The sequence below is a fragment of the Variovorax sp. IB41 genome, assembly GCF_016405905.1.
Classification (GTDB): Bacteria; Pseudomonadota; Gammaproteobacteria; order Burkholderiales; family Burkholderiaceae_C; genus Variovorax.
Genome location: NZ_JAEFCB010000001.1, coordinates 239,105 through 255,491, shown reverse-complemented (window position 1 = coordinate 255,491; position 16,387 = coordinate 239,105). Strand labels below are relative to the sequence as shown.

At 68.5% G+C, this 16,387-nt stretch carries 12 protein-coding genes; all 12 read left to right on the top strand.

What is annotated here, in order from left to right:
- Positions 1 to 60 precede the first annotated feature (60 nt).
- The 12 genes from JC881_RS01130 to JC881_RS01075 all read left to right on the top strand — a co-directional run bounded on the left by JC881_RS01130 (position 61) and on the right by JC881_RS01075 (position 16,343).
- Positions 61 to 2,478 (top strand): catalase, encoded by a 2,418-nt coding sequence (locus JC881_RS01130; protein ID WP_198783879.1) that lies wholly within the window; start codon positions 61 to 63, stop codon positions 2,476 to 2,478.
- A gap of 12 nt (positions 2,479 to 2,490) precedes the next feature.
- Positions 2,491 to 3,837: an NRAMP family divalent metal transporter gene (locus JC881_RS01125; RefSeq protein WP_332875171.1), complete on the top strand. Its 1,347-nt coding sequence runs from the start codon at positions 2,491 to 2,493 to the stop codon at positions 3,835 to 3,837.
- 140 nt (positions 3,838 to 3,977) lie between these two features.
- The gene (locus tag JC881_RS01120; RefSeq protein WP_198783878.1) at positions 3,978 to 4,226 is read left to right on the top strand and encodes a hypothetical protein; all 249 of its coding nucleotides are present in this window, start codon (positions 3,978 to 3,980) and stop codon (positions 4,224 to 4,226) included.
- A 31-nt stretch (positions 4,227 to 4,257) separates the two neighbouring features.
- Entirely contained in the window at positions 4,258 to 5,439 is a 1,182-nt protein-coding gene (locus tag JC881_RS01115; RefSeq protein WP_198783877.1) for a DUF3182 family protein, read from the top strand.
- Positions 5,423 to 6,199: an alpha/beta hydrolase family protein gene (locus tag JC881_RS01110; protein WP_198783876.1), complete on the top strand. Its 777-nt coding sequence runs from the start codon at positions 5,423 to 5,425 to the stop codon at positions 6,197 to 6,199. The genes JC881_RS01115 and JC881_RS01110 overlap by 17 nt, the downstream gene beginning before the upstream one ends.
- A 60-nt stretch (positions 6,200 to 6,259) precedes the next feature.
- On the top strand, positions 6,260 to 6,745 hold the full coding sequence (locus JC881_RS01105; protein ID WP_198783875.1) for a DUF421 domain-containing protein: 486 nt from the start codon (positions 6,260 to 6,262) through the stop codon (positions 6,743 to 6,745).
- Between the two features lie 138 nt (positions 6,746 to 6,883).
- Positions 6,884 to 7,648 (top strand): SDR family NAD(P)-dependent oxidoreductase, encoded by a 765-nt coding sequence (locus tag JC881_RS01100; RefSeq protein ID WP_198783874.1) that lies wholly within the window; start codon positions 6,884 to 6,886, stop codon positions 7,646 to 7,648.
- Between the two features lie 112 nt (positions 7,649 to 7,760).
- Positions 7,761 to 8,072: a hypothetical protein gene (locus JC881_RS01095; protein WP_198783873.1), complete on the top strand. Its 312-nt coding sequence runs from the start codon at positions 7,761 to 7,763 to the stop codon at positions 8,070 to 8,072.
- 187 nt (positions 8,073 to 8,259) lie between these two features.
- Positions 8,260 to 10,158, top strand: a complete 1,899-nt coding sequence (gene glgB, locus JC881_RS01090) for a 1,4-alpha-glucan branching protein GlgB (RefSeq protein WP_198783872.1) — start codon at positions 8,260 to 8,262, stop codon at positions 10,156 to 10,158.
- On the top strand, positions 10,158 to 12,224 hold the full coding sequence (locus tag JC881_RS01085) for an alpha-1,4-glucan--maltose-1-phosphate maltosyltransferase (protein ID WP_198783871.1): 2,067 nt from the start codon (positions 10,158 to 10,160) through the stop codon (positions 12,222 to 12,224). The genes glgB and JC881_RS01085 overlap by 1 nt, the downstream gene beginning before the upstream one ends.
- A 19-nt stretch (positions 12,225 to 12,243) precedes the next feature.
- Positions 12,244 to 15,561 carry a maltose alpha-D-glucosyltransferase gene (treS, locus tag JC881_RS01080; protein WP_198783870.1) on the top strand — a complete coding sequence of 1,106 codons (3,318 nt, stop codon included), beginning with the start codon at positions 12,244 to 12,246 and terminating at the stop codon, positions 15,559 to 15,561.
- A 35-nt stretch (positions 15,562 to 15,596) separates the two neighbouring features.
- The gene (locus JC881_RS01075) at positions 15,597 to 16,343 is read left to right on the top strand and encodes a mechanosensitive ion channel family protein (RefSeq protein ID WP_198783869.1); all 747 of its coding nucleotides are present in this window, start codon (positions 15,597 to 15,599) and stop codon (positions 16,341 to 16,343) included.
- Positions 16,344 to 16,387 lie beyond the last annotated feature (44 nt).

Genomic DNA, 16,387 nt, shown 5'->3' with positions numbered 1-16,387 from the left:
AGCTGCCCGATTCGCCGCACTAGGTTGGAGCCCCTTCGAACCCAACCGGACGACAAACACATGGCCAAACAACCCCGAGCGAGCGCGCCGCCTTCCGCGCTCGACGCCGCCCGCTCCGCGGCACGCAACACCGACAGCGGCCCCGCCCACCCGGCACCGCCCGGGGCGGGCAAGGGCGACATTCCCGCGCAGAAGGCGATCGACACGCAGGCGCTCGCCGCGTCGATGCCCGCCAACACCAACAAGCCGCTCGAACACACGCCGGAGGCGCCCGTCGGCCTGAGCGCCAAGCCGGCGTCGCGGCTGCCCACCGGCAGCACGCCCTCGGAATCGAACGTGTCCGGCAAGACCGGCTCGGTCGCGCCCGAAGGCACCAACGCCACCATCGGCACGCTGGACCGCGTGCGCGTGGATTCGGGCGGCCAGCGGCTCACCACGAACCAGGGCGTGCCGGTCGCGGACAACCAGAACTCGCTGAAAGCGGGCGCGCGCGGCCCGGTGCTGCTCGAAGACTTCATCCTGCGCGAGAAGATCACGCACTTCGACCACGAGCGCATTCCCGAGCGCATCGTCCACGCCCGCGGCTCGGGCGCGCATGGCTTCTTCGAGTGCTACGAGCCGCAGACCGAATTCACCAAGGCGGCACCGTTCCAGGAAGCCGGCAAGGTCACGCCGGTGTTCGTGCGCTTCTCGACGGTGGCCGGCGAGCGCGGCTCCAAGGACACCGCACGCGACGTGCGCGGCTTCGCGGTCAAGTTCTATACCGACGAAGGCAACTGGGACCTGGTGGGCAACAACATGCCGGTCTTCTTCATCCAGGACGCGATGAAGTTCCCCGACCTCGTGCATGCCGTGAAGCCCGAGCCGCACCATGCGATGCCGCAGGCCGCGTCGGCCCACGACACCTTCTGGGACTTCGTCTCGCTCATGCCCGAATCCACCCACATGTTGATGTGGCAGATGAGCGACCGCGCCATTCCGCGCAGCTACCGGATGATGCAGGGCTTCGGCGTGCACACCTTCCGGCTGGTGAACGAGGCGGGCGAATCGGTGCTGGTGAAGTTCCACTGGCAGCCCAAGCTGGGCACGCACTCGCTGGTGTGGGACGAGGCGGTGAAGATCTCCGGCGCCGACCCCGACTACCACCGCCGCGACCTGTGGGAGGCCATCGACGCGGGCGAATACCCCGAGTGGGAGCTGGGCCTGCAGATCTTCACGGAGGAACAGGCCGAGCAGTTCAGCTTCGACATCCTGGATGCGACGAAGATCGTTCCCGAGGAGCTGGTGCCGATCCGCATCGTCGGGCGCATGGTGCTGAACCGCAACCCGGACAACTTCTTTGCCGAGACCGAGCAGGTCGCGTTCTGCACGGCGCACGTGGTGCCGGGCATCGACTTCACCAACGACCCGCTGCTGGCCGGGCGCATCCACTCCTACGTCGACACGCAGATCACGCGGCTGGGCGGACCCAACTTCCATGAACTGCCGATCAACGCGCCCATCGCGCCGGTCCACAACAACCAGCGCGACGGCATGCACCGGCAGGCCATCCATCGCGGGCGCACCGCCTACGAGCCCAATTCGCTGGGCGGCGGCTGCCCGTTCCAGGCCGGCGCGGCGCAGGGCTTCGCGAGCATCGCCAAGCGCCTGGATGCCAAGGAGAGCAGCGACAAGGTGCGCGTGAAGCCCGAGAAGTTCGCCGACCACTACACGCAGGCCACGCTTTTCTTCGAGAGCCAGACGCCCGAGGAGCAGGCGCACATCGCGGCCGCCTTCCGTTTCGAGCTCTCGAAGGTGACGGTGCCGGCGGTGCGCGAGCGCGTGGTGGCGAGCCTGCTGAATGCGTCGCCCGATCTGGCCGCCAAGGTGGCGCAAGGGCTCGGCATGGAGCTGCCCGCGCCGCTGCCCAAGGCGCTGGAGACGCCCGCGACACCCGAGGTCGACAAGTCGCCCGCGCTCTCGCTCATGGCGCGCCCTGGCGACGGCGGCATCCGCACGCGAAAGATCGCGATCCTCGTGGCCGATGGCGCGGAGGGCGCGTCCATCGGCAAGCTGGTGACGGCGCTGGTGCAGGCGGGCGCGGTGCCGCGGCTGGTCGGCCCGCGCCTGGGCACGTACACGGCGGCGGGCGGCGAGAAGCTGGAGGCCGACGCCAGCATGGAGAACAGCCCCGGCTTCCTCTTCGATGCGCTGGTGCTGCCCGACGGCCTCGCGGCGGTGGAGGCGCTGGCCGCCGACGGCCACTCGATGGAGTTCGTGAAGGACCAGTACCGCCACTGCAAGACCATCCTCGCGCTCGGCGCCTCGCAGGCGCTGCTGACCGAGGCCGGCATTCCGATGAGCCTGCCCGACGGCTCGGACGACCCCGGCCTGATCCTCGCGGATGGCGCGCATGCCGACACCGCCGTGACCGACTTCATCGCCGCGGTGGGCATGCACCGCCATCCGGCGCGCGACACCGATCCGCCGCGGGTGTAAGGCGCAGCCACCGTGGAAAACCCGCCGGTGGTGAAAGGCGCCCATGACCTGGGCCTGGGCCCGCCCGCCGAAGCGCAGGCGGCGGTGCCCGAAGGCGAAGAAGACAAGCAGGGCTTCTGGCACAAGCTCGGCCCCGGCCTCATTACCGGCGCGGCCGACGACGACCCGAGCGGCATCGCCACGTACACCCAGGCCGGCGCGAAGTTCGGCTACGGCCTGGGGTGGACGCTGCTGGTGACCTATCCGTTGATGGTCGGCATTCAGCTGGCGAGCGCGCGCATCGGGCGCACCACCGGGCGTGGGCTCACCTCGGCCTTCGCCACGCTGTGGCCGCGGCCCGTGGTGGCCATGGCGGTCGTGCTGCTGCTGGTGGCCAACATCGTCAACCTCGCGGCCGACCTGGGCGCGATGGCGGAGGTCACGCGGCTGGCGATCGGCGGGGACGAGGCGCTCTACGCACTCGCGTTCGGCGTCGTCTCGCTCGGCCTGCAGGCGTGGCTGCCGTACCGGCGCTACGTGCGCATCCTGAAGTGGCTCACGCTCTCACTGCTCGCCTACGTGGGCGTGGCCATGGTCGCGCACGTGGACTGGAAGGCGGCGCTCTCGGGCGCGGTGCTGCCGCACGTGACGTGGAATGCGGAGACGGTGAAGATGGTCGTGGCAATCCTGGGCACGACGATCAGCCCCTATCTTTTCTTCTGGCAGGCCGCGCAGGAGGTGGAAGAAATCGAGCGCGTGGACAAGGACAAGCCGCTCAGGAAGGCGCCGCGCCAGGCGTCCGCGCAGTTGCGACGGCTGCGCTTCGATACCTGGCTGGGCATGGGCTTTTCCAACGCCATCGCCTTCTTCATGATCGTGGCCGCGGCGGCCACGCTGCACGCGAACGGCCAGCTGGATGTCGAATCGACCGCGCAGGCCGCCGAGGCGCTGCGGCCGGTCGCGGGCGATGCGGCCTTCGTGCTGTTCGCGCTCGGCATTTTGGGCACGGGGCTCCTCGCGTTGCCGGTGCTCGCGGGCTCGGCGGCGTATGCCTGCGCCGAACTCCTGAAGGTGCGCCGGGGGCTGGAGAAACCGGTGGGCGCCGCGCCGGCGTTCTACGCGATCCTCGCCGCGGCCATGGTGTGCGCCATGGGCATCAGCCTCATCGGCATCGACCCGATGAAGGCGCTGGTGTGGGCGGCGGTGATCAATTCGCTGATGTCGGTGCCGATCATGGTCGGCGTGATGCTCGCGGCCGGAAGCAGGAGGCTCATGGGCGATCTGCGGCTGCCGCTCGCCTGGCGCGTGCTGGGCTGGGCGGCGACGGCCGCGATGGCGGTGGCGTCGGTCGCATTCATCGTCACGAGCGTCGCCTCGTAGCTTTGCCCGCCGGTGCCGCCGCGCGGGACTGTTCCCACGCGCAGGTGCAGCGCCTTCCGACCGCGCGCGGCCCGAACCGGCCCACCATGGGCTGGCGCCTTCCTCTTTCGGGGAGGGGCCCACATTGCCAGGAGCGCACCATGACCAAGGAACAGAAAGAGCAGAAAGAGCAGAAGCCATTTCCCTTTCCCACGTCGGAGAACCATGGCAAACCGTCCGAGCAGGAAAAGCCCGTCGAGCAGCCCGCCAGCGAGGAAGCGCTGGACAGCGGGGTCGAAGAATCCTTTCCCGCGAGCGACCCGGTGTCCGTCACCGTCACCAAGGTGAAGCTGCCTTCGGCGGAGAAGGACGGAGACAAGAAGAGCACGAGCAAGGACGCCCGGCGTTGACCGGCGCCTGCCACCGATCACCCCGCCCGCCATGAAAACGGCCCTCCGCCCCCGGCCTGCCGGATCGGCATCGACGTCGCCCGCACCATCACCGCTGCGGCCGCAACCGCGCAGCCTGGTGACGTGGAACCTCGACCCCCAGGCCTACTGCAGCGCGCATGAGCACGCCACCCGCAGCGACTTCGCGCGGCGGCTGGCCGTGCTCAAGGGCTGCGACTACGCCGGCGACTACGACGAACGGCAGTCCTACACCGGGGCGCCGTACTTCGTGCCCAGCAACACCGTGACCGACGCCGGTCTCGCTGAGGCCATGGGCATCGCCGGCGTGCACGACCTGTTCGGCGGCGTGGTGCCGCACGCGTTCATCGCGACCAAGGCCATCACCCATCCCGTGGCCGGTGCCGAGGCGCCGCAACCGCCGGGCTGGAACCCGCGCTTCGCGGACCAGATCGCCGGCTCGGCGCTGGACGGGTTCTCGTGCTTCTCGCGCGACGAGGCGCGCAGGGCAGGGCGCACGTTGCTCGGCGCGGGTGTGGTGCGCATCAAGCCGGTGACTGCGACCGGCGGCCGGGGCCAGGTCGTCGCGCGCAGCGCCGAGGCGCTGGACCGCTGCATCGACGCCATGGACGAGGCCGACATCGCCAGCCACGGCGTCGTGCTCGAGGAGAACCTGGAGCGCCCCGTCACCTACAGCGTCGGGCAGGTGATCGTGGAGCGCATGGTCGTGAGCTATTACGGCCAGCAGCGCCTGGCGCGCGACAACGCGGGCGAAGAGGTCTACGGCGGCTCCGACCTCACGCTGGTGCGCGGCGACTTCGAGGCGCTGCTGGCCGCCGCCGACCTCGCGCCGCCGCTTCGCCACGCCATCGACCAGGCGCGGCGCTACCACCGCGCCGTGCTCGACTGCTACCCCGGCTTCTTCGCCTCGCGCACGAACTACGACGTGGCACAGGGCACCGGCCGTGGCGGCGCATGGCGCTCGGGCGTGCTGGAGCAGTCGTGGCGGGTGGGCGGCGCGACGGGCGCCGAGATCGCGGCGCTCGAATCGTTCCACGCGGATCCCGCCCGCGAGCGCGTTCGCGCGTCCACCTTCGAGGTGTACGGCCCGGCGACGGTGCCCGCGCACGCAATCGTGTCCTACCAGGGCGTCGATCCGCAGGTCGGGCCGCTCGCCAAATACACCCTGTTGAACCCCCATGCCGACTCGCCATAGCGCCATCGATATCGCCGTGGACGGCCAGCACATCGAGGGCACGCTCTTCGCCGCCTCGGCGATGGTGCCCGGCGTGCTGCTGGTGCACGGGTGGGACGGCAGCCAGGAGCAGTACATGAAGCGCGCGCAGGAGATCGCCGCGCTCGGCTGCGTGTGCCTGACCTTCGACCTGCGCGGCCACGCGCGCCACGCCGCGCAGCGCATGGAAGTCACGCGCGAGGACAACCTGCGCGACGTGCTTGCCGCCTACGACGCGCTGGTCGGCCACCCGACGGTCGACCCGGCGTCCGTGGCCATCGTCGGCAGCAGCTACGGCGGCTACCTTGCCGCGCTGGTGACCGCGCTGCGGCCGGTGCGCTGGCTCGCGCTGCGCGCGCCGGCGCTGTACCGCGACCGCGAGTGGGACACGCCCAAGGGCAAGCTCAGCCGCACCGATCTCGTGGCCTACCGCCGCTCGCTGGTCGGCCCGAAGGACAACCGCGCGCTCGCGGCCTGCGCGGCGTTCGCGGGGGACGTGCTCATCGTCGAATCGGAAGACGACCAGACCGTGCCGCACCCGGTGCTGGAGAACTACCTGGCCGCCTTCAAGCGCGTGCGCTCGGTCACCTACCGCGTGCTCTCGGGCGCGGACCACGCGCTGTCGAAACAGGAATCGCGGCAGGCCTACGGCGCGCTGCTGGTGTCGTGGATCACCGAGATGACGCTCGGCGCCAAGGCAAACGCGACGATCACGAAGCCGGTGTCGAAGAGCCCGGCCTGAACCATCCAGGCACAACCGAACGGCAAACGAACAACAAGCGGCAACGGACGAAGGAACGCCATGGAATCGCTCTCGGAACTCTTTCGCCTGGAGATGCCTTCCTGGCACATGGTGCTGCGGGGCACGGTGGTCTATTGGTTCCTGCTGCTGGTCTTTCGCTTCCTGCTGCGGCGCGACGTCGGCTCGCTCGGCGTGGCGGACCTGCTGTTCGTCGTGCTGATCGCCGATGCCTCCAGCAACGCGATGCAGGGCGAATACAAGACCGTGACCGACGGGCTCGTTCTCATCGCGACGCTGGTGGGCTGGAACTACCTGCTCGACTGGGGCAGCTACCACTCGCCGGTGGTGGCGCGCCTGATCGAGCCGCCGCCCGCGCCGCTGGTCAAGCACGGGCGCATCGTTCACAGGACGCTGCGCCGCCAGCTCATTACGGTGGACGAGCTGATGTCCAAGCTCAGGGAGAAGGGCGTCCACGACCTGTCGGAAGTGCGCCTGGCGATGCTCGAGAGCGATGGCGAACTCAGCGTGCGCAAGTACGGCCGCTGAGCGTCTTGGGTCGTCATCCGACAGCGCAATCGCCTCCGGCTGACATCGTGGGCTTGCGGTCCTGCCGAAGCTCGCGCTCTTGCACCTTCACGCACCACCGCACCACCTCACCGCCTTCACGCAACCAGGAGATTCACCATGCAACGTTTCAAGGACCGCGTCGTCATCGTCACAGGGGCCGGCTCGGGCATCGGCGAAGCCACGGCGCGCCGCTTCTCGCAGGAGGGCGCCAACGTCGTGCTCGCCGGCGACACCCAGGCCAAGCTGGACAAGGTGGCGCGCGACCTGCCGCCCGAGCGCACGCTGGTCAAGCGCACCGACGTGTCCGACTACGGGCAGGTGCAGGCGCTGGTGGCGGCCACCATCGAGCGCTTCGGCGCGCTGCACGTGCTGTTCAACAACGCGGGCATCGCGGTGGAAGGCACCGTCACCGAGGCGCCGTTCGAGGGCTGGGACAAGATCATGGCGACCAACGTGGGCGGGGTGTTCCACGGCTGCCGCGCCGCGATGCCGCATCTCGTCCAGAGCAAGGGCTGCATCGTCAACACCGGCTCGGTCTCGGGCCTGGGCGGCGACTGGGGCATGGGCTTCTACAACGCGTCCAAGGGCGCGATCGTGAACTTCACCAAGGCGCTGGCGCTCGACCATGGCCGCGACGGCGTCCGCGTGAACGCGGTGTGCCCGAGCCTCACCTTCACGCCGATGACCGAGGACATGAAGGACGACGAGCAACTGATGGCCAAGTTCAAGGAGCGCATTCCGCTCGGCCGCGGCGCCGACCCCAGCGAGATCGCCGCGGTCGTGGCCTTCCTGGCGAGCGACGACGCGAGCTTCGTGAGCGGCGTTGCGCTGCCCGTGGACGGCGGGCTCATGGCCTCGAACGGGCAGCCTTCGATGGCCTAGTCGCGCTGTAGGAACACACCTACGCGAACATGCGCTCGATTCCACCGCACACCATCGCCGTGCGCGCCTTCAATCCTTGCCGCGACAGCGCTCACACAAGGAGACAAAGGTCATGGATTTCGAGGGTATTTATTGTTTCGATACCGCGTCGGTGCGTTTTGCCGTCTATCCCGACGGGCCGAAGGGCGCACGCGTCGTGGCACAGATATCGGAAGACACCCTGCACGACGGCTTCGGCACGCGCGAAGTCGGGCACCGGCTGCTGGATGTCTGCAGGAACCACTTCCACGCGATCGAGCCCGCCGTCATCGCGCGCTACCGGGCCAATCCGCGGCAGCCGGTCGTCACGCTCACGCTGGCCGACTTCGCGGTGCAGCGCAGTGCACCGGTGGCAACGCGCGAGGACGACGCGATCGCCGCCTGAACGTTTTATTTCCGGGAGACCGTTTCATCCCGGCCCGCCCGTGGCGCGATACGGGCAGCTCTCCGACACGGCGAGGAGACACGCACCGTAGCTGCCGTGCACGTCGTTCCCGCAAATTGGTGGCAGCCATGCGGAGGCCAGCGTCGTTCCTTGAACAACCGTTCCGCGGGCCCCATCAAGGAACGCCGTGCCGCTGAACCATTCATCGCTGGACGATCGAGACGCTTACCTGTTCCGTGAAGGAACGCATTCCCGCCTGTACGACGTGCTGGGGTGCCACCCTGCCAATGCCGATGAAGGCGGCGGCGCGCACTTCGCCGTGTGGGCGCCGAACGCCGAATCGGTGTCGGTGGTGGGAGACTGGAACTACTGGTCCGGCGACGCCGACCCGCTGCAGCCCAGCCCCGACGGCACCGGCATCTGGCGCGGGCACGTGCCGAACGCAGCCATCGGCCAGGCCTACAAGTACCGCATCCGTTCGCGCCACGACGGCTACACGGTGGACAAGGCCGACCCGGTCGCGTTCGCCGCCGAGCCGCCGCCCGCCACCGCGTCGCGCATCTGCGAGCTCTCGTACGAATGGGGCGATGCGGAGTGGATGGCCAACCGGGGCCCGCACAACGCGCTCGATGCGCCGCAGTCGGTCTACGAGGTGCACCTGGGCTCATGGCGCCGCAAGGACGGGCACTTTCTCGGCTACCGCGAGCTCGCGCACCAGCTGGCCGAGTACGTGACGAAGATGGGCTTCACGCACGTGGAGCTCATGCCGGTGACCGAGCATCCGTTCTACGGTTCGTGGGGCTACCAGACCACCGGCTACTTCGCGCCCACCTCGCGCTTCGGCTCGCCGCAGGACTTCATGTACCTGGTCGATCACCTGCACCAGCAGGGCATCGGCGTGCTGCTGGACTGGGTGCCTTCGCACTTTCCGACCGACGAGCACGGCCTGGGCTACTTCGACGGCACGCACCTCTACGAGCATGCCGATCCGCGCCAGGGCTTCCATCCCGAGTGGAGCTCGAGCATCTTCAACTACGGCCGGCCGGAGGTGCGCAGCTTCCTGGTGTCGTCGGGGCTCTTCTGGCTGAACCTCTACCACCTCGATGGCCTCAGGGTGGATGCGGTCGCCTCGATGCTCTACCTGGACTACGCGCGCAAGCACGGCGAATGGATTCCCAACCGCCACGGCGGCCGCGAGAACCTGGAAGCGATCGACTTCCTGCAGACGCTGAACCGCGCCGTCTACCGCGAGCACCCCGACACCGTCACCGTGGCCGAGGAATCGACCGCCTGGCCACGCGTCTCGCGGCCCACCGACATGGACGGCCTGGGCTTCGGCGAGAAATGGAACATGGGCTGGATGCACGACACGCTGGCCTACATGAAAGAGGACCCGGTCAACCGCAAGTACCACCACCACAAGCTGACCTTCTCGCTGGTGTATGCCTTCCACGAGAACTTCGTGCTGCCGCTCTCGCACGACGAGGTGGTGCACGGCAAGGGCTCGCTCATCAACAAGATGCCCGGCGACACGTGGCAGCAGTTCGCCAACCTGCGCGCGCTCTACGGCTTCATGTGGGCGCACCCGGGCAAGAAGCTGCTCTTCATGGGCGGCGAATTCGGCCAGCGCCGCGAGTGGACGCACGACGGCGAGCTCGAGTGGTGGGTGTGCGAGCAAGAGGGGCACGGCGGCGTGCAGCGGCTGGTGGCGCAACTCAATCGCGTGTACCGCGGCGCGCCCGCGCTGCACCAGCTGGACTTCTCCTCCGCGGGCTTCGAGTGGGTCACCGCCGACGACGAAGCCATGAGCGTCTTCGCCTTCTTGCGCAAGGCCGGCGACGGCAGTCCGCCGCTTCTCGTGGTGAGCAACATGACCCCGGTGCCGCGCACCAACTACCTGCTCGGCGTGCCGCTGGGCGGCCACTGGCGCGAGGTGATCAACACCGACGCCGCGGAGTTCGGTGGCTCGGGCTGGGGCAATTTCGGGGGCGTCGAGGCGGCGCCCGTGCGTTCCCACGGACACAGGCAATCGGTGTGCATCACCTTGCCGCCCTTGTCCACGCTGATCCTGGAGCACCGGCCCTGATGAAGAACATTTTCTCGACGAAGACCGCCTCCGCCGCGGTCACCGACAGCGCCACGGGCGCCGACATCCAGCAGGCCGACGGCGCCGTCCGCGCGGTCATCGACGCGGTGCTGCCGTGCGTGGACAACGGGCGCTTTCCCGTCAAGTGCGTGGCCGGCGAACGCGTCACGGTGCGCGCGCATTGCTTCACCGACGGGCACGACGTGCTGCGCGTGCAGCTGTGCTGGCGCGCGCAAGAGCAGAAGGACTTTCGCGAAGTGCCGATGAAGCCGCTCGTGAACGACGTGTGGGAAGCCGCGTTCTCCCCGCCGTCGCTCGGGCGCTACGTCTACACCGTGGTGGCGTGGGTCGATCCGTTCGAGTCGTGGCGGCATGAGTTGACGCGGCGCGTCGACCCCGACGACGTGCGCATCGCCGCGCAGGTGGGCGCGCTGGAAATCGCCGCGGCCGCCGGGCGCGCCGAGGGCGCCGACCGCGCCGCGCTGCAGCGCTGGGCCACCGAGCTCGATGCGAGCGCGGCCAACCCGGGGTCCGACGTGGCTTCGCTGAAGGCACTGGCGCTCGACGATGAATATGCCGAGCTCGCGCGCCGCCATCCCGACCGCCGGCATGCGGCGCGCTATCCCGTCGAGCTGCCGCTGGTGGCCGACCGCGAGCGCGCCCGCTTCAGCACCTGGTACGAGCTCTTTCCGCGCTCCACCGGCGAGCCGGGCGTGCACGGCACGTTCAGCGACGTGGAGGCGCGCCTGCCGGCCATCGCCGCGATGGGTTTCGACGTGCTGTACTTTCCGCCGATCCACCCCGTCGGGCGCATGCAGCGCAAGGGACCGAACAACACGTTGCAGGCCGGCCCCGACGACGTGGGGAGCCCCTGGGCCATCGGCGCGGCCGAGGGCGGGCACAAGTCGATCCTGCCGGCGCTCGGCACCGCCGAAGACTTCCGCCACCTGCTCGCGCGGGCCGCGGATCACGGCCTGGAGATCGCGCTGGACATCGCCTTCCAGTGCGCCCCCGACCATCCCTACGTGAAGGCGCACCCCGACTGGTTCCGCTGGCGCCCCGACGGCACCGTGCAATACGCCGAGAACCCGCCCAAGAAGTACCAGGACATCTACCCGTTCAACTTCGAGTGCGAAGACTGGCGCGGCCTCTGGGCCGAGCTCAAGAGCGTGTTCGACCACTGGATCGGGGAGGGCGTGCGCATCTTCCGCGTGGACAACCCGCACACCAAGGCCTTTCCGTTCTGGGAGTGGGTCATCGGCGAGGTCAAGCGCGAGCACCCCGACACCATCTTCCTGGCCGAGGCCTTCACCCGGCCGAAGGTGATGCACCGGCTCGCGAAGGCGGGCTTCTCGCAGAGCTACACCTACTTCACCTGGCGCAACACCAAGGAAGAGCTGCAGGAATATTTCACCGAGCTATCGAGCGGCCCGGGCGCGGACTACTTCCGTCCGAACGCCTGGCCCAACACGCCGGACATCCTGCATGAAGCGCTGCAGACCGGCGAGAGCGCCGTGTACATGTCGCGCCTTGTGCTGGCCGCCACGCTCGCGGCCAACTACGGCATCTACGGCCCGGCCTACGAGCTGCGCGAGCACCTGCCGCGCGGCCCTGCGAGCGAGGAGTACCTGGACTCCGAGAAGTACCAGCTGCGCCACTGGAACCACGACGACCCCGCGAGCCTTGCGCCCTTCATCGCGCGGGTGAACCGCATCCGCCGCGAGAACCCGGCGCTGCAGTGGGACCGGGGCTTGCGCTTCCTGCACGTGGACAACGACCAGCTGCTGGCCTATGCCAAGGCATCGCCCGACGGCAACAACGTGATCGTCACCGTCGTCAACCTCGACCCGCACAACGCGCAGTGGGGCTGGGTCGGGCTGGAGCCCGCGAGCGTGGGCGTCAAGGGCGGGCAGGCGTTCCAGATGCACGACCTCCTGAGCGACCAGCGCTTCGTGTGGCAGGGCGACTGGCACTACGTGCGCCTGGACCCCCACAGCGTGCCCGCGCACATCTTCGTGGTCCGCCGCCGCCATGGCGACGAGCGCGACTTCGACTACTTCCTATAACAAAGAAGGTGATTCGCACATGAACGCACCCGTCTCCCACATCGCGCTGGAAACCGTCGAGATCGACAACAGCGACGATCCGCTGTGGTACCGCGATGCGGTGATCTACCAGCTCAACGTCAAGGCCTTCTTCGACTCCAACAACGACGGCATGGGCGACTTCCGGGGCGTCACCGCCAAGCTCGATTATGTGAAGGAGCTGGGCGTCAACACCATCTGGCTCATGCCGTTCTATCCGTCGCCTCTGCGCGACGACGGCTACGACATCTCCGAGTACGAAGACGTGCACCCGCAGTACGGCACGCTGGACGACTTTCGCGAAATGCTGGCCGAGGCGCACAAGCGGGGCCTGCGCGTGATCACCGAGCTGGTCATCAACCACACCTCGAACGAGCACCCGTGGTTCAAGGCCGCGCGCCTGGCGCCGCCCGGTTCGCCCGAGCGCGACTTCTACGTGTGGAGCGACACCGACCAGATCTACCAGGGCACGCGGATCATCTTCACCGACACCGAAACCTCCAACTGGACCTGGGACCCGGTGGCCAAGCAGTACTTCTGGCACCGCTTCTTCAGCCACCAGCCGGACCTGAACTTCGACAACCCGGCGGTGATGGAGGCGATCCTCAAGACGATGAAGTTCTGGCTCGACATGGGCGTGGACGGCTTCCGGCTGGATGCCATTCCGTATCTCGTGGAGCGCGACGGCACCAGCAACGAGAACCTGCCCGAGACGCACGCGGTGATCAAGCGGCTGCGCGCGGCCATCGATGCGCAGTACAAGAACCGGTTCCTGCTGGCCGAGGCCAACATGTGGCCCGAGGACGTGCGGGAATATTTCGGCGACGGCGACGAGTGCCACATGGCATACCACTTCCCGCTGATGCCGCGCATGTACATGGCCATCGCGCAGGAAGACCGGCACCCGATCGTGGAGATCATGGCGCAGACGCCCGACATTCCCGAGGGCTGCCAGTGGGCGATTTTCCTGCGCAACCACGACGAACTCACGCTGGAGATGGTGACCAGCAAGGAGCGCGACTACATGTACACCATGTACGCGGCCGACATGCGCGCGCGCATCAACCTGGGCATCCGCCGGCGCCTGGCGCCGCTGATGGAAAACGACCTGGACCGCGTCAAGCTCATGAACGGCATGCTGCTGTCGATGCCGGGCTCGCCCATCATCTATTACGGCGACGAGATCGGCATGGGCGACAACGTGTTCGTGGGCGACCGCAACGGCGTGCGCACGCCCATGCAGTGGAGCCCCGACCGCAACGCCGGGTTCTCCCGCGCCGACCCGCAGCGCCTGTACCTGCAGCCCATCATGGACCCGATGTTCGGCTACGAGGCCCTGAACGTGGAGACGCAGACGCGCGACAGCAGCTCGCTCCTGAACTGGACCAAGCGCATGCTCGCGGTGCGCAAGACCAGCCATGCCTTCGGGCGCGGCAAGCGGCGCTTCCTGAAACCGGGCAACCGCAAGATCCTCGCGTACCTGAGCGAGCACGACGGCGACGTGATCCTCACCGTGTTCAACCTCTCGCGCGCCGCGCAGCCGGTGGAGCTGGACCTCTCGGAGTTCAAGGGGTTCGTGCCCATCGAGATGCTGGGCCGCGCGCCGTTTCCGCCGATCGGCGAGCTGCCGTACCTGCTCACGCTGTCGTCGTACGGCTTCTACTGGTTCAAGCTCACGGCCGAGGCCGATGCGCCCAGCTGGCACGAGCAGGGCGTGGCGCTGCAGGAGTGGCCCACGCTGGTGCTGTTCGACGGCTGGACCAGCTTCTTCCGCGAGCGCGTGATGCCCTGGCGCATCGGCATGTCCGAGCGCATGCGCAACCAGTTCGAGCTGGAGACGCTGCCGCGCCACATCGAGATCCAGCGCTGGTACGCCTCCAAGGGCACGGCGATCCAGCGCGCGCGGCTGGTCGACCATGCGGTGTGGGAGGCCAACGGCCAGAGCTGGCTGCTGCCGCTGCTCGACCTGGACGGCCCGCCCGGCGGCGCGACGTACTTCATGCCGCTCGCGCTCGCCTGGGAAGAGCGCGACGAAGAGCGCATGGCCGGCGTGGCGCAGGCCGCCATCGCCCGCATCCGCCAGCAGGCGCAGGTCGGGCTCATGGGCGATGCCTTCTACGACGAGGCGTTCTGCCGCGAGTTGGTGCGCATCATCGGCCGGGGCGCCGAACTGTCCACCGCCAACGGCAAGCTGGTCTTCAGGCCGACGGCGGCGTTTGCCCAGGTGGCCGTGGACATCGACGCGCTGCCGGTCGGCCGCCCGAGCGGCGTGAGCAGCAACACGGTGGTCACGCTGAATGAAACGTTGTTTCTCAAGGGCTACCGCCATGTGCGCGAGGGCATCAACCCCGAGCTGGAGATGGGCCGCTTCCTCACCGAGGTGGCGCGCTATCCGAACTGCGTGCCGGTGCTCGGCGCGCTGGAGTACATGACCAACGACGGCCGCACCATGACGCTGGCGATGGTGCAGAGCTACATGGCCAACCAGGGCGACGGCTGGGACTACACGCTGGGGTACCTGGAACGGTTTCTCCGCGATGTGGCCACCACCGACGGCAGCGCGCCCGACGGGCCCGAGGTGGCCGACGTGCACGGCGGCTTCCTCGCGCTCATGGCCACGCTGGGGCGGCGCACGGCCGAGCTGCACCATGCGCTGGCCGCGCGCACCGGCGCCGCGGCGTTCGACCCCGAGCCGCTCGCGGCCGCCGATTTCGCGGGCTTCAAGACGCATGCGGCCAACGACGCCACGGCCACGCTCGCGCTGCTGCGCGAACGCATCGAGCTGCTGCCGCCGGCCGCGCAGGCCGACGGACGCACGCTGCTCGCCGCGGCCGATGCGCTGCAGGCGGGCATCTCGTCGCGCCATCCGGTGGAGGGCGCGGGCGTCAAGACGCGCTACCACGGCGACTACCACCTGGGCCAGGTGCTGGTGAAGGACAACGACTTCGTCATCATCGACTTCGAGGGCGAGCCCGCGCGCACCTTCGAGGAGCGCCGCACCAAGAGCTCGCCGCTGCGCGACGTGGCGGGCATGCTGCGCTCGTTCAACTATGCGCGCTGGTCGGCGCTGCGCCGGGTGGCGCAGAGCCCCGACGAGGCCGAGCGGCTCGCTGCCCCGGCCATCGCCTGGGAGCGGGCCACGCGCGACGCCTTCCTGGCCGGCTACGGCGACGCCGTGGACACCGAACTGCTCGCGCTGTTCGAGCTGGAGAAGGCGCTCTACGAGCTGCGCTACGAGCTCAACAACCGCACCGACTGGGCGCAGGTTCCGCTGCACGGCGTGCTCGCGCTGATCCAGTCTCAGCCTGCCCGCGCCTGACCCGACCGACGACACGACACCTAGGACAACGCACCATGGAAAATTTCGGCATTCACCTGGAGCCGCTGCGCGCCATCCTCTACCAGGTCGGCGCGTTCATCCCGCGCCTGCTGATCGGGGTGGTGGTGGTCATCGTCGGCTGGCTCATCGCCAAGGCGGCCCGCTTCGCGGTGACCCGCGCGCTGCGCGCCATCAACTTCAACGTGCTCACCGAGCGCGCGGGGCTGGACAATTTCCTGCGCCAGGGCGGCCTGGCAGGCGACACGAGCAGCCTCTTCGGCATCCTGACCTACTGGCTGGTGATCCTGGCCTCGCTCCTCATCGCTTTCAACGGCATGGGGCTGAGCTACATCGCCGACCTTTTGGGCCGCATCGTCTGGTTCGTGCCGAACGTGTTCGTGGCGCTGCTGGTGCTGGCCTTCGGCTCGTACTTCGCGCGCTTCGTGGGCGAGGCGGTGGCCAGCTATTTCCGCGGCGTGAAGATGCAGGACGCGGTGGCCTTCGGCAAGGTCGCGCAGTACGCGGTGATGGCCTTCGTGATCCTCATCGCGCTCGACCAGATCAAGGTGGGCGGCGACATCGTGCGCGAGAGTTTCCTGGTGATCCTGGCAGGCGTGGTTTTTGCGTTGGCTCTGGCATTCGGGCTCGCAGGAAAGGACTGGGCCAAGGCACAGATCGAGCGCTGGTGGCCCCGGCAGATCAAGGACGGCAAGGCCCCCACGCCCGGGGTTACCCCCGTCGGCACTCCCCCGCGGTTCGACAACGACCGTCCGCCGCGTTGAAGAACAAACGAATGAATGGATGAATGAATTGCTGCAAGAACGAC